This window comes from Shewanella sp. CG12_big_fil_rev_8_21_14_0_65_47_15, from assembly GCF_002783505.1.
Classification (GTDB): Bacteria; Pseudomonadota; Gammaproteobacteria; order Enterobacterales; family Shewanellaceae; genus Shewanella.
On record NZ_PFGL01000052.1, the window covers coordinates 1 to 14,920 of the forward strand.

The 14,920-nt window shown below is 47.1% G+C and carries 7 protein-coding genes; 2 read left to right on the plus strand and 5 right to left on the minus strand.

The window, feature by feature from the left end; all coding sequences use genetic code 11:
• Nucleotides 1-163 precede the first annotated feature (163 nt).
• The 5 genes from COW15_RS14570 to rapA all read right to left on the minus strand — a co-directional run bounded on the left by COW15_RS14570 (nt 164) and on the right by rapA (nt 9,096).
• Nucleotides 164-2,518 (minus strand): AAA family ATPase, encoded by a 2,355-nt coding sequence (locus tag COW15_RS14570; RefSeq protein WP_293633236.1) that lies wholly within the window; start codon nt 2,516-2,518, stop codon nt 164-166.
• Nucleotides 2,502-3,206: an ABC-three component system middle component 1 gene (locus tag COW15_RS14575; RefSeq protein WP_293633237.1), complete on the minus strand. Its 705-nt coding sequence runs from the start codon at nt 3,204-3,206 to the stop codon at nt 2,502-2,504. The genes COW15_RS14570 and COW15_RS14575 overlap by 17 nt, the downstream gene beginning before the upstream one ends.
• Nucleotides 3,190-4,488, minus strand: a complete 1,299-nt coding sequence (locus COW15_RS14580; RefSeq protein ID WP_293633238.1) for an ABC-three component system protein — start codon at nt 4,486-4,488, stop codon at nt 3,190-3,192. Before COW15_RS14580 ends, COW15_RS14575 begins: the two co-directional genes overlap by 17 nt.
• A 671-nt stretch (nt 4,489-5,159) precedes the next feature.
• Complete coding sequence (locus COW15_RS14585) at nt 5,160-6,068, minus strand: DUF3530 family protein (RefSeq protein ID WP_293633252.1); 909 nt, start codon at nt 6,066-6,068, stop codon at nt 5,160-5,162.
• 121 nt (nt 6,069-6,189) lie between these two features.
• Nucleotides 6,190-9,096 carry an RNA polymerase-associated protein RapA gene (rapA, locus tag COW15_RS14590; protein WP_293633239.1) on the minus strand — a complete coding sequence of 969 codons (2,907 nt, stop codon included), beginning with the start codon at nt 9,094-9,096 and terminating at the stop codon, nt 6,190-6,192.
• Nucleotides 9,097-9,500: 404 nt separating this feature from the next.
• Between rapA and COW15_RS14595 the strand changes: the two genes are divergently transcribed.
• Both COW15_RS14595 and COW15_RS14600 read left to right on the plus strand, forming a co-directional pair.
• Nucleotides 9,501-10,895, plus strand: a complete 1,395-nt coding sequence (locus tag COW15_RS14595; RefSeq protein ID WP_293633240.1) for a PhoH family protein — start codon at nt 9,501-9,503, stop codon at nt 10,893-10,895.
• A 209-nt stretch (nt 10,896-11,104) separates the two neighbouring features.
• Nucleotides 11,105-14,815 carry a response regulator gene (locus COW15_RS14600; protein WP_293633241.1) on the plus strand — a complete coding sequence of 1,237 codons (3,711 nt, stop codon included), beginning with the start codon at nt 11,105-11,107 and terminating at the stop codon, nt 14,813-14,815.
• The last annotated feature ends 105 nt before the right edge of the window (nt 14,816-14,920 follow it).

The following is a 14,920-nucleotide window of genomic DNA, read 5'->3' on the forward strand; positions in this document are numbered from 1 at the left end:
TATGCAGTGAAAGTTGCACGTACGGTTCTTAGGGAGACGGCACTTGGTAACAAGTGCCGTCCACCCGACAATTTAGTGTTAGAGCCAAACCTAGTTCCATCTCTTCAGATTAGATTTTTAACAAATATGTCTGTCTACAGTCATCGGGAAGATGCTCAGTTTTTTATTGCGTATCGATGACTAAGCGGGCCTGTTCCATAAAGTTAATCCGGCCTACTCGCATTCCGAATTTTTTGTACTTGTAACGGAAGTAAGCAGACATGCGATCTTCATGCGTTGAGATAATAATTTGACGGTTTGCAAACTCTGTTCGCAACAGCTCAATGAAACCTACCACATTAATTTCGTCTAGTGTTTGTACAGGGTCATCGATCAGCAATAAACTATGTTTCGCATACCGTTGATTGAGCGCTAACGTAAAAGATAGAACCAAAGCGGAAAGTTGCCCGGAGCTCATGGAAAAAACGACATCATGGTCTCGCCCTGGCGTTTCATGGAAAGCAATCGAATTACCATCATTCTCAATAAAGATCCCCAATCCTTGTTGATAACTTTGCATCAGTCGGCCTGAATAAATATGAAACAAGATCTCGATCTCTTTCACAATGGATTCTAGATAGCGCTTCTTTTCGGTTTCGTATATTTCCTTGAGTTTGCTAAGGTGCTTTTTGAGCTTAGTGGCATTTTTAACCTGTTGGTCCGCGTCCCTATACACTTTCTCACAAGTCTTTGCATATATTGAAGACGCAAGAGACTGTTGCTGTCGCAAGTAGTTAGTTTTCATCTCGATCAGATGAAGCGTTACCTGCTTTACTACCGACGAATCGTTGTTAAACACTACCCGATATAGGCTCTCAAAATCACTGTAAAGACAGCTGTCGTCCACTGGTTTAAACTTGGACCGCACTCTCTTCTCCAATTCAGACAATTGTAATTGAGCATTCAAATCAAAACTATCAATTAGAAGATCATGAAATTCAATTTCAGCCTCCTCCAACTGCTGGCTATAATTCTGCAGCCAATGGAGTTGTTCTTGACTCAGAGCAACAAGTTCACGTTTGAAGGCAACTTTATCTTGCTGTTGTTGCAGATAAATATCCAACGCTTTCTCAATTGGTACTTGGTATGTCTGTTTAAATTCAGCCAACAAAACTGTCAATTGACGGTTTTGTTGTTCAGCCAATAGTTGTAGTGTTTCTCCCTGTTTCTCGATCCCTTTAAGTAGTGCTTCAACAGAGTTCCAGCTATGACCACAGATTGGGCAAACTTCTGTGGGTTTACCATGTATCTGGTACTGTTTAAAGGCTTCAACCAACTGCTCACGCATTGACACTAAACCAGCCAAGCTCTCATCCAGTTTGTCAATCGAAGTAATATGCTGCTTTAGTAGTAAGACCTGACGACCGAACTCGCTCGGCGTAACAGTATCAGGGAGTAGACCAATTAGGATATGAGGAAGGATAAGCTGATCATGTTTGACAGCCTTCACAATATCTTTAAACACATCAGTTATCTGTGTAGCGGCGTCATATCGCTGTAATTCTAGCTCCCATTCCTGTTGTTGAGGGATGCGATGGACAAACATAAGCATCCGCTGCTGTAACTCTCTCTGCGGCAGGAGATTTTTTTTAAGTTTCTGATTATAAATATGATTCTCATAATGGGCAAAATTCTTAACAAATCTTCCTATACGGAACAACTCGCCATCCGTTGATAGCCATTGCTCAAACTGTTGAACTTCACACTCTAAAACTTCCCTATCCCAAGGTTGATCGGTTGCATTGATTAATCGTTTATAATCAACAGGCCCACCATCCGGTAACAGCTGCTGTTTAGCAGTTTCCCATTTGGCTTTTAGTGCTTCAACCTCCTGCTTTTTTTGCGTGCCACATAACTTACCGATTTTGCTAAATGACAGGTTGATATTATTGATTTTCTGTTGGATTTCCCCAATTTCAAACAGGTGAGCGATTTGTAGCTGGCGATCTTTTTCTTTCTGTTTCAGTAACCGAGTATTTTCTTCCTGTTCCACATAATGGAACAATTCAAAGTCTCGCTTATACTCGGCTCCTTGTAACTCAGAAAGATACCCCTCCTCATCGGAAACCGGCACATTGCGCTCAGCTTCCAGAGCCGTTAATTCATATAAAGGTAACTTTAATTCCTTAAGTCCCTTATGCTTATCCAGTTCAGTCTTACAAGCCGCCCGTTCAAAGAACTTGGTTTGTTCGTCTATTACCACTTCGGCACGTATGGATAACCAAGATCCCGCTTTTGCTTTATTAAATAGCCATGGGCATCCTAGTTTCTGGCTGCGCCCATCCACCGTAAGGTCTTCTAGCTCGACGTAACGCCGAATTGTCCCAGTCAATAGCAACTCTAAAGCATCAAAAAACGATGACTTGCCAAAGCCATTGGGACCATCGAGAACAATCAGACGATCGTTATCAATGACTATTTCACGACGTTCAAAAAGTTTGAAGTTCTGGATTACCAGACGTTTAACAGTCAAGTTCATAGCCATCCTTGCCTAATTTTGCAGTCATAAGTGCCAGTAAATTTTCTGGGGTGATTTCCTGTAAGGGATTTTGGTCAGCTATATCCGAGAGAGCCAATTCAATCGCTCTCAAAATCTCGGCATTGGGCGACTTCAAGACTTTTTCCTGAATATTCTGTTCAAGGTTGGTCAGATCCGCTTTACTTGAGCCTTGAATCGTAAGTGCTGATACCTTTATCGCCAACCTGTACAGCAAACTTTGCCAGCCTCCTTGATGGAACTGCGCTTTGTATGCGGTAAATGTCTGAGTATCAGTCAGAACATTGCGAAACACTGACTCCAGCCCATTCTGTTTAACTATCAGCTGTAAAGCTTCCAGTTCATCAGACGTATAAGGTAAAACATGCTTTTTAAAGAAGTAACTATCCTCTTCTGCGTGATGTACCATTTTGCTGTTTTTCTCATTCAAACTTTCGGTCTGCCATGCAATCAACAAGTTAATATTTTTCTCAAGTGCAGGGTCTACCGTCGTTTTCTTGCAGTCGCTCAACCATTTTGCCTGAAGTTCAGGAGAAAGCTCAGGCTCACCATGAATCACCAACCAATAACCCGTTTTATTCGGCTCGATGTATTCATACAACTCCAATTCAGGCAAAGCTTTTCGCTTCATCCCCTGCAATTCGAACAACTTTTCAATCAACTTCTGCATCTTTTAAGCTCTCAGGTACATTATTCAAAGAAACCAGCCCCACCTGTTGAAAACTGCCGATACTAGTTCCTATAATCGTTTCTTCTTCCGTGGCATCCACACCAATTTTCACATAAGTGATGGATGGCCGATCTATAGCACTGGTAATCAACGCCCCACACTCAAATAAGCATTCAACATCTTCCTCAAGTGCCTGTTGCAAAATATCATGGCAGACCACGTCTTGATGTTCTGCTGCAGTATGAATCCCTGTTGGATAATAGAACCGACCGTCAACTTGCCATGCGAAATGCACCCTTTCACTATCTGGTTTCTGTGCTTTAACCAACTTATGGAAAATCGTAAACAGCCCCTGCCTCATAGAGTCACGGTCAAGCGTTTGGTCCTTAAACTCACTTAGTGTGGTAAATCGCCCTTTTCGATGTGGCATCGTTGCGCGAAGGAAAGCCTTCATACCTTGGCTATCCAAGTCGGTGATTGTTGCTATGCAGTCATCTAACTTGGCGTATGCAGCTTGTGGTATCGTATCGTGCTGCTCGCAGAATTCTTGATAGTAAGCTCCAATATCAATCTGCAAGCGGCTAAGGAAATACTCTTCATTGTTAAATCGCTCATAATCGTCAGCTTCCAGAATTTCATAGATATCCGAAAACTCGATAAACTCATTAGCTGCAATTGCTGTCTGGTTCCGATTTGATTGGTGTATTTGGTGATGTACCATGACAACTTTAGTGTTCACTATCGCTTCGAGGATCTCTCGGATTGAAGTGCAAAGCATTGCTTTCCAAGGAAACAAACAATCTACAACTGATATCATTTCCCTGATCTGAGCTTCAATATACCTATCAACCTCATCCAGTGGACAATAAAGTTTGGTATGCTCCTCATTTGCACTTGGTTGTGATGGGTAGGGATACAACTCTACAGGTTGGTATTCCTGTTCGAATGATTCTGGTAGATCCCTTATTTCACGAGCAACATGAAAATATGCCGTTTGGATGCCCCGTTCTATGGCATTTTCCTTTTGGCTATTAATGTCTGCGCGATAGCCAGAGAACAACGTAGCCTTGTACGCTTTGACTTGATGCAATGATAAGCATTGGTTTCCTCGGAAAATCGCAAAATCATCCTGACTTTCCAACTGCAGTTTAAGATCTCGATTTGCCTCATAGTCTTTAGTCATTAACCGAAGACAATGATACAGAGCGAGCTTTCCCTGATAAACAAACCCACTCCATGTTGAAATCGCTGTATGAGGATAATTCTGGTGGTTTTGAGTCATATAATTTCCTGTCACCTGAAATCTGGGTCAGCCACAAGGCATTCACGAGATTTCGTAATGCTTTAGGAAAGTAACTAACTATTAAGTGTCTAATACAATTAGCACAAATATACCACCAAGCATATAACAGCGGACTTGAACTAGGTCAAAACAGTGCACCGTTCGGTGAAGAAAAGAGCTAGAGCCGAGTTTGTGTGTAGCCTGAATATCAAGAGTTTTGCCATAGAAAAGGTAATCTATCAAAAGTTGAGCACTAACACGAAAAGGGGCAAATACCTTTTTAGCTGAACGAACAGCGAGAGGGTTAGTGAGGATTGGCATTGTTGCACCAGTGACCTTCTAAAACATGGATGTTTTAGTAGAGCCCTCAGGGATGAGTTTATGGCGTGTCACTGGGGAAGCAATGACAATTAATGCGCAATACGCGTAGCTCAGCCATCTTGCTTTGGGGCGATAGCTGTTTAGCTGAACTAACAGCTAAAGGGGTTGTGAGGATTAGCATTGTTGCTCATTCATATCTGACCCATAGGGATATGGAAATGTCACTATGATGTCTAGAACATTATTGACTATCTGATCGCGACATTCGTATATCCTTTTACATCAGATGTCGTCGAGCCTGTAGGGGCACTTCTTGTTAAATAATTTTTTAAGTTACCACCACAAGCCGTTTAATAACCTGTGCTCATACGGGCGGCGAAGCCCTTGATGGTATTTAAACAATTCTGCCATGCACTCTCATTATCTAAATTAAGCAGCAGTTGGGATTGGCGGTAGTTTGGGGTCTCTAGGGTGACGGCCAAGGTCCTGCGCTGCTCTGCGGTGCTGAGGGATGCGGGGTGACCATCCGGCGATTGAATATCTAGAATGGGCATAGTGAGTTTGGCCAGTTTTTCAGCCAATGCTTGATTGCGTTCTTCGTCCTCACTGTAGGGATTGATCACTATCAGCACATCGGGGTTGGCAATTTTCTTTTGGCTTAAAAGGCTGATTAATAACTCGGCACTTTGGTCGGCGGTAATTAACACTCTCTTACCGGGATAATCGGCTCCAACTGTCTCTAGCTGAGACAGGCTTTTGATGAGAAAGTCCTCCTGTTCGAGCAAATGTTTATGGCTGTTTTCAGGGAGAATTTTGGGGCTGGGTTTATTGGATGGCGTGCTGAGTTGTGCCGCCCCTGGGGAGGCGACTTCCTCTGCGGCGGTGGCAAAGTTTGGTGCCGGTGGCTCAGTGGGGGGCGTGAGGCTCAGACTCGCCCAACCCGCGGGATTAATATTGCGCCGTACAAAGGCCATCAACCCTGGCGCATCCGCTGTGCCATTGGTGGCGGGTAAAATAATGCTGGCCCCCAGCTTTTTTTTACCCTCCCATGGACGAACTAATAGCTCAAAGGGTTGATTGTCTATGGTGATTTGTTTGATTTCTTGGCTGGGTAAATAGCTTCTATTAGGCTTTATGGCAGGCGTTGTTGTGGGTGTCGCTGGTTCTGTCTTTGGTTCAGTCTCAGGTTCTGCACTGAGACAGGGTAAAGTGATAAGGCTAGGGAAAAGGCCAAATAAAATAAGGAAGATGCGCGCCATAGAATAGATAACCACCTGTGTAGTCTTATAAATTCACTTAGGCTGAGTATAATCTTTTAGTTAAGCAAACGCCCAGTCTATTGGCTGGGCGTTTGCTTGAGCATCGAAGGGGCGAGCCGCGTTATACGTGGCTCACTAATACCATTCGAATCGCATCGAGTTGTAGCTGAGTGTCGTCGAGGTAGTGAGTGAGTTCTTGCATTTGGTTGCGCAGGTAGGTTAGCTCCTCCTCACGGATATTGGGGTTAACCGCCTTAAGGGACTCTAAACGATCTAACTCCCCCGTTAATTGTGTGGTCATTTTTTCGCGGGCCTGGCTAATCAGATCATTCACCGCGAGCTGGGCATATTCTTCGCCCTTGGCAAATAATGGGTGCAGGATTGGTTGTGATGCCGTGACCAACTTACTGCCAATATGGCGATTCACTGCGCTCAGTTGCTTATCGAAACTGGCGTAATCCACCTTAGCGGATAAGTCATTGCCATTCTTATCCAGCAAGATGCGCACGGGTGTCGGTGGCAAGTAACGGTATAACTGGCTCGATTTTGGCGCCGACGCATCGGCCATGTAGATGAGTTCTAAGAATAAGGTGCCTGCTGGTAGGGCCTTATTCTTCAGAATCGCCACGCTAGTGGTGCCGGTTTCTGAGCCTGTGATCAAATCTAAGCCCGTTTGCACCAGTGGGTGCTCTTGGGTGATCAGCGCAATATCATCGCGCGATAAAGCGGTGTCACGGTCAAAGGTTACCGTCACGCCATCCTCTGGCAAGCCAGGATAGGTGGGGAACATCATGTGTTCACTCGGACGCAGAATAATCGAGTTTTCACCCTTATCCTCTTGATCGACACCGATAATATCCCATAAACGTATCACTGAACCTATCAGTTGAGTATCCTGATCACTCTGGGCTAAACGTTCGACAATGGCCTTGGCTTTCTCGCCGCCATGGGAGTTGATTTCCAGCAACTTATCGCGGCCTTGCTCCATGGCATGCTTGAGTTCTTTATAGCGGGTTTGGGTGTGGTTGAGCAGATTGGTCAGCTCGTCACTGTCGTCACCCACGAGGACATTGAGTAAATCTTCGGCAAATTCACTGTAAAGCACATGGCCGCTTGGGCAGGTCAGTTCAAAGGCATTTAGCCCTTGGTGATACCACTGCATTAGGCGCTCTTGCGCCGTATCTACCAGATAAGGCAAGTGAATTTGGATATCATTTTTCTGGCCGATACGGTCTAAACGCCCGATGCGCTGTTCCAATAAGTCTGGGTTAAGCGGCAGATCGAACAGGACTAAGTGGCTGGCAAATTGGAAGTTACGGCCTTCAGAACCAATTTCAGAGCAGATCAACGCCTGGGCGCCGCCTTCCTCTTGGGCAAAGTAAGCGCCAGCTTTATCGCGCTCGATAATCGACATGCCCTCGTGGAATACGGTCGCTTGAATACCTTCACGGGTGCGTAGGGCTTCCTCTAGACTCAGTGCGGTTTCTGCGCCGCTGGCAATGATCAGCACTTTTTTACTGCGGTGGGATTTTAAGAACTCGATTAACCAATCCACGCGGGGATCGAATTTCCACCAACTGGCGCTGTTATCTTCAAATTCTTGATACAACTTTTCAGGACTCAAAGCCTGGGCCGCCTTAGCTGCTAAGGTTTTATGGCCACCCATCATACCGCTCACGCGCATGGCGGTGAGGTATTGTTCTGGCATGGTCTGGGGCTGCGGATTAAAGAAGCGCTGTGGAAAGCCTTTTACCGAGGCGCGGCTATTACGGTACAGCACGCGGCCAGTACCGTGGCGGTCGAGTAATTCCTGTAGTAATTCGCTACGGGCGGCCTGCTGCGCATCGCTGTCTATGCCATCTGCCTGGATTAAACGAATGCTCGGTGCGATATCTTTTTCACTGAGTAATTCGGTCAAGCTGTTGATGGCCGCATCGGGTAATTTTGCGTTGCCAGCCAGCGCTTCGGCGGCAAGTGCCACGTCTTTATAGCTGTGTTCTTCGGTTAAGAAGGCATCGTAATCGTAGAAACGATCCGGATCGAGCAGGCGTAAGCGGGCGAAGTGACTCTCATGGCCGAGTTGATCCGGCGTTGCGGTTAACAGCAAGACGCCGGGGACCACTTCACTTAAGGCTTCAACCACTTGATAGGCGCGGCTCGGCGCTTCTTCGGTCCATTCTAAGTGATGTGCTTCATCGACGACTAACAGATCCCAATCGGCTTCGAGGGCTTGGTCGAGACGTTTTTTCTTACGCAGTAATTCGAGTGAACAAATCACTAATTGTTCTGTGTAGAAAGGATTGTCGTGATCGGCATAGGCCTCGACGCAGCGGTCTTCATCAAATACCGAAAAACGCAGGTTAAAGCGGCGTAGCATTTCCACTAACCACTGATGGCGCAGAGTATCGGGCACGATAATCAGGATGCGTTCGGCGCGGCCAGTCAGCAGTTGTTGGTGAATAATCAGACCCGCTTCAATGGTTTTTCCTAGACCCACTTCATCGGCCAGTAGTACCCGCGGCGCATAGCGACGACCCACCTCATGGGCAATCCACATTTGGTGTGGAATAAGGCCAACGCGAGGACCTTGCAGACCCAGTAAATCCGAAGTCGCCAGTTTGTGGCGCAACATTTGGCACTGATAACGCACGCCAAAACGGTCGAGGCGATCGATTTGGCCGGCGAATAAACGGTCCTGGGGTTTATTGAAACGAATATTGTGGTTTAGCAGGGTTTCGCGCAGGGTGACTTGCTCGCCTGTTTCGCTATGGATGCCGTGATAGATCACTATGCCGTCTTTCTCGGTCAATTCACTGACCGCAAGGCTCCAGCCTTCATGGCTCTCAACCGTATCGCCGGGATTGTATATAACGCGTGTCAGAGGGGCTTCTGCTCGGGAGAACATACGGTTCTCACCCGTGGCAGGGAATAACACAGTGACCATACGGCCTTCTACTTGAACCACAGTTCCTAAACCAAGCTCTGACTCGGTATCACTTATCCAACGTTGACCTAAGGCGAACGGCATCTTAAATTCTCATTTCTAGGCGGACTCTAACAAAGGGCGCGTATGTTATACCAATACTAGGGATATTTAAATCGCCCTCTCACCCGTTAGAGCCTAATTCCCAGAGTGGTAGATTACAAATTGAGCGACTAGAAAATTGTTGCATGCGTGATAACGGAGTTGTCATGCTCGCGTCATATTGGAGGCGATACACTGCCTCGAGTCTGACGTAAACAATGCTTCCTTGTATTGTCATAATACTGCTTTAGTGCCAATATCAATTTAAGGTTTATGTACGAGTTAAGATTATCGACTTGAACCCTATGATCATTTTTTGCCATATACTCAGCCAGTCACAGGAGCCGTGTTATTTTTCGTTGAGACTCAAAAGTGTGTAAACTTTAATGAAGCACTCTGGAGGCGCCATGGAACAAGACGACAGAAAGTTGTTTGTACTGGATACCAATGTGTTACTACATGAACCTTTGGCGATCTATTCGTTTAAGGAGCACGACGTAGTCATTCCAATGACAGTGCTCGAAGAGTTAGACCAGATAAAAGACCGAAAGAGTGATGTGAGCCGGGATGCTAGGGTCGCCATCAGGGCATTGGAAGATACCTTAGGCGGTGATACTACACCGGAGCAGATTATCAACGGCGTTCCTTTGCCCAGTAGAGAGGGGCATGCCGATGCGATAGGTTCGCTGTCTATCTTCCCCGACCACCTCGTCGATTTTACCCTAGGCGCACTGCCGGGAGATGGTAACGACAATCGCATTATCAACACCGCCCTACATCTGCAAAATCTCCACCATCCACGCACCGTGGTATTAGTCACCAAAGATATCAATATGCGTCTCAAGGCCAAAGGCGCAGGCATTCAGCTGGTTGAAGATTACCGCACCGACCAGTTGATCGATGATATTCGCTTCCTCAGCAAAGGTTTCTATCAGTTTGAGGGTAATTTTTGGGAGCATTTAAACAAAGTGTCCACCGAGCGCCACGGCAGACATACTATCCATGAAGTGCCAATTAAAGACTTAGATAACGATCAATTTTATATTAACCAATATCTTATCGATACGGAGTCGGATTTTTGTGGTCGAGTGACCGAACGTAGCGACACCCATCTGCATATCCTAGATTTAGGCCGCGAGCGGATGAAAAACCTCGAGGCATGGGGGGTTAAGCCTAAGAATGTTTACCAGGGAATGGCACTGCAAGCCTTGCTCGATCCGGATATCGATCTGGTGATCTTAACGGGCCCTGCTGGTTGCGGTAAAACCTTGCTCGCCATGGCGGCGGCCCTAGAACTGGTGGTTGAGCGTAACCGCTACGATAAGGTAATAGTGACCCGTAATACTCCTGAAATCGCCGAATCAATCGGCTTCCTGCCCGGCACCGAAGAAGAGAAAATGATGCCTTGGCTTGCGGCCATTACCGACACCTTAGAAGTGCTGCATAAGAATGATGTGAATCCCACGGGCAGCCTCAATTACATCATGGAGAAAGCCAACATTCAGTTTAAGTCGATTAACTTTATGCGCGGGCGCTCGATCCAAAACTCCGTCGTCTTATTGGATGAGTGTCAAAACCTCACCGCCTCGCAGATCAAAACCATGATCACCCGCATGGGCGAGGGTACAAAACTGATTTGTTGCGGTAACTTAGCACAGATCGACTCTAACTATCTGACCGCCGTTACTTCGGGGTTGACCTATATAGTCGAACGTTTTAAAGACTTCGAAGGCAGTGCAAATCTGTACCTCAACGGTGTCGTGCGTTCACGCCTCGCCGAATACGCCGAAGAAAACTTATAAGCCTATCGGTAACCTTGTTACAAAAGGTCTCGTCTTTGAGGCCTTTGTTTTTCACTCATCTTTTCTTTTTTAATCGACTTATCATGGGCATGGGCTGGATTCGACCGATCATTATTTGATGTGATTGAGGGTTTCTTCCTGCTAGTATACTAGCCCAATAGTTTTTGCCGCCGATGGCTAAAATCAAGCGCAGCAAGCAAGGGTCGTGGATGAAATCGAGTGAGCCGGATCTGCAACTAAAATCGCCGATCCAAAAAAATTACAACCGTGCCGTTTTTTATACGTACATTGGCGTTATTGTCATGTCGCTATTAACTGCATGGATGTTTTTCGATCGCCAGAAAACCCAACAAATGGAACAGCGTGAGGAACAGGTCGAACGTCATGTGCTGCAAATCGACTTGTTGCTCGAGTCGAGTATTCGCGCGGTAAAGAGTTTACGGGACGTTGCCGTCGATCATTTACGCTTAGGTGAGTTAGTTCGTAAAGAGCGTCTACCCCAATATGGCAAATTTAACGAGAGTGGCCAGTATTTTACCTTAGAACCTAGCTACGCTAAGGGTGGCAAGCCTTTTACCAATATGGGGCGGATCACGGGTGCGGGGTCCCTCGATGGTCGAAGTGACAAGTTTTATCAAGAGCTGGAGATGCTGTTCGAGCTATCTTTGTCTTTCCCCGTCGCCAAAGAAGCGGCCCCCAAGGCCTCGGCAATTTACTATCTTTCCAGGCAAAGGATAATGTCCTATTTCCCCTGGACCAATGACGATCAACGCTTTAGGGATGAGTTACTCAATAAGAAGCAGTTCCAATATGCCACTCCGGCAATGAACCCGCAGCGCAGTGTATTCTGGAGTGAGGCCTATGTGGACTCCACGGGCAAGGGGCTGCTGACGACCTTAGGTGTGCCCGTTTACCTTGAGGACGAATTTATGGGGTCAATCAATTTAGATATGACCCTTGCCTCATTGGCGCGGCAAATTCGGGTCTATTTTAAGATGCCGGGTACTGTGATCCTACTCGATCAGCAGAACAATATTTTATCCCATAGTGACTTCGATAGTTCCGACATCAATCGTGTCTATCATATCAGTCAACGTATTCCCTCCGAACTGCATTCGTTGCCCGAGTCTGAATTGTTCGATGCCCATGAAGGCATTATCCGCAACGGTTACTACATTCACTCGGTTGCCCTGCATAACGCGCCGTGGCGTTTGCTGTACCTGCAGGATGAGGACGATCTATTCCAAGATTCGTGGGAAAAGTTACAGTTGACCTTTATTTTGGTGGTGATCGCCCTTTCAGTGCTGGTGACCATAGTGCATTGGCAGACTCGCCGATCCTTCGTGAGCCCTGCATCGCGTCTGTTATCACACCTTGAGGGCTGCTCACAAGAGCCCCGTAAGCCACCGGAGAAAATTACCCATGGCTGGGAACCTTGGTTCCTATTGGTCAGCCGGATCTTCGAGGAAAACAAACAATATACCCACCATCTAGCCGAGCAAAATAAGCGGCTCGATAAGTTAGTGGCGCGGCGTACCGAACGTTTAAAAGACACCACGGAGCGGCGTGAACGCGAATATGCATTACTGCGCTCTCTGCTTGATTCGATTCCTGAAGCGATTGTCTTTAAAGATAAAGAAGGTAACTACTTAGGTTGTAACAAGGCGGCGGAGCGCATGCTGGGTTACACCGAGAGCGAGATGATAGGCCTGTCTTCTGAGGATTTAACTTCGCCTGAAATGGGTATCCGCATCCGCGCCGAAGATGAACAAGTCTTGAAAGATCGCACACCGCTGCGCTATCAGGAAAAGGTCGAGCTGGCGGGTAAGCCTGTGCTGCTCGATACCTTAAAACTACCATTTTATAACCGCCGCGGCGAACTGCAGGGCTTGATTGCCGTATGGCGCGATGTGACGCGGGAATATGAATCCGCCGAACAATTGCGGCTGTCCGAAGAGCGTTACCACTTAGCCATGGACGCGGTAGAAGATGGCCTCTGGGACTGGTATTTAGATTCGGAACAGATCATCTGTAACCCAGCCTATTATTCTATGCTGGGGTATAAAACCAATGAATTCCCAGCCCTATTATCGGCAATTGATCACTTAACCCATCCGGATGACCGTATTCGGGTGGAAGAATACCGTAATCAATACCTGCAAAATCCCGTCGATGCCTATGAAATAGAGTTTCGTATACTGGGTAAAAATGGCAGTTACCATTGGGTGCTTTCCCGCGGCCGGGTGGTCGAGTTTACTACCGATGGTCAACCTAAGCGGATGTTGGGGACACATAAAGATATTACCCGTCAAAAGAGTAATGAAGTGGCACTGCTTGAGGCTAAGCAAGACGCCGAGTTAGCCAACCTTTACAAGAGCGAATTCCTGGCGAATATGAGCCATGAGATCCGCACGCCGATGAACGCCATTATTGGTATGTTGCAGTTAGCCCAGCGCACCTCGTTAACGGCGCAGCAAAAGGATTACCTTGAAAAGGCGGGCTTTTCGGCGCAATCGCTGCTACGGATTATTAACGATATCCTCGACTTCTCTAAGATTGAAGCGGGTAAGCTAGAACTTGAGCGGGTGCCATTCCCGCTGGATAAAGTGCTCGATCATGCACTCGATCTCAATGCGCTCAAGGCACAGGAGCAGGGCGTTGAACTGTTGCTCTATGCCCCCGTCACCGCCGGGCTTATCCTCAAGGGCGATCCGCTGCGCCTAGGACAAGTGCTGATTAACTTACTTTCAAATGCGGTTAAATTTACCCAATCCGGTGAGATCGAACTGGGTTGTGAAGATGTGGGCGAGCGGGATCACCGTATTACCCTGAAATTCTGGGTGCGGGATACGGGCATTGGTATTAGTAAAGATCAGCAGGAGAAACTGTTCGACGCCTTTGCCCAGGCCGACGGTTCGACGACCCGTAAGTATGGCGGCACAGGTTTAGGCCTGTCGATCAGTAAGCATCTAGTGTCTATGATGGGTGGCAAGATGCAGGTACAGAGCGAGCTTGGGGTTGGCAGTACCTTCAGCTTTACCATCAGCTTTGAAATCGCCGAAGAAGCCAAGGTTGAGCCGCTAGTGATACCTGAAAAACTCAATAATTTGCGCACCTTAGTGGTCGATGACAATCCGACTGCCCTGCAAATTTATTCCGCTGTGATGCGGGATTTCCACTTCGAAGTCGACACCGCTGCCAGTGGTGCCGAGGCCCTGTATAAGCTGTCACGGGATCCCATCGACTTATTGCTACTCGATTGGATGATGCCTGAAATGGACGGTGGTGATGTGATCAGCGCCATAGATACTATGGTGGCCGAGGGGCGTATCCCTAAGCGCCCCATCATTATTATGATGACGGCCTATGCGGCAGAACCCTTGCAGCATGAAGTTGATAGTGCCAATGTGTTTGCCGTGCTGCAAAAACCCTTTAAGGCATCGAGCCTGTTCGATGAAATCATCGCGGCCTTTGCCGATGAACCTAGGTTAAACGTGGTTCAACCCATGGCAGAAATCGAGGTCGAAGCAGGCGGGCACACGGGATTAGTGTTATTGGTGGAGGATAACTTTATCAACCAGCAAGTGGCGACCGAACTGTTAAAGAGTGCGGGCTATGAAGTGGTGCTGGCGGATAACGGCCAAATTGCCCTCGATACTATCGATTCGCGCCCATTCGATGCGGTGTTGATGGACATTCAGATGCCAGTGATGGATGGCTTAACGGCGGCCAGGGCGCTGCGGGAACGTTATAGCGCCGACGAGTTACCTATTATTGCCATGACGGCCCATGCCATGTCGGGCGACAGGGAAAAGAGTTTAGCGGCGGGTATGAATGCCCATATTACTAAACCCATAGTGCTCAATGAGTTATTTGAAACTTTAAATCACTGGATCAAACACAAACATCAGCATAGTTAATCTGAGCTTGGGGCCAGTGATGGCCCCGCGTTATTTAACTGCGCTACAGAGTATCGCGATTGCCAGTCGCCTATAGCGTCAATAATGCAGCCAGCCGAATAGGAG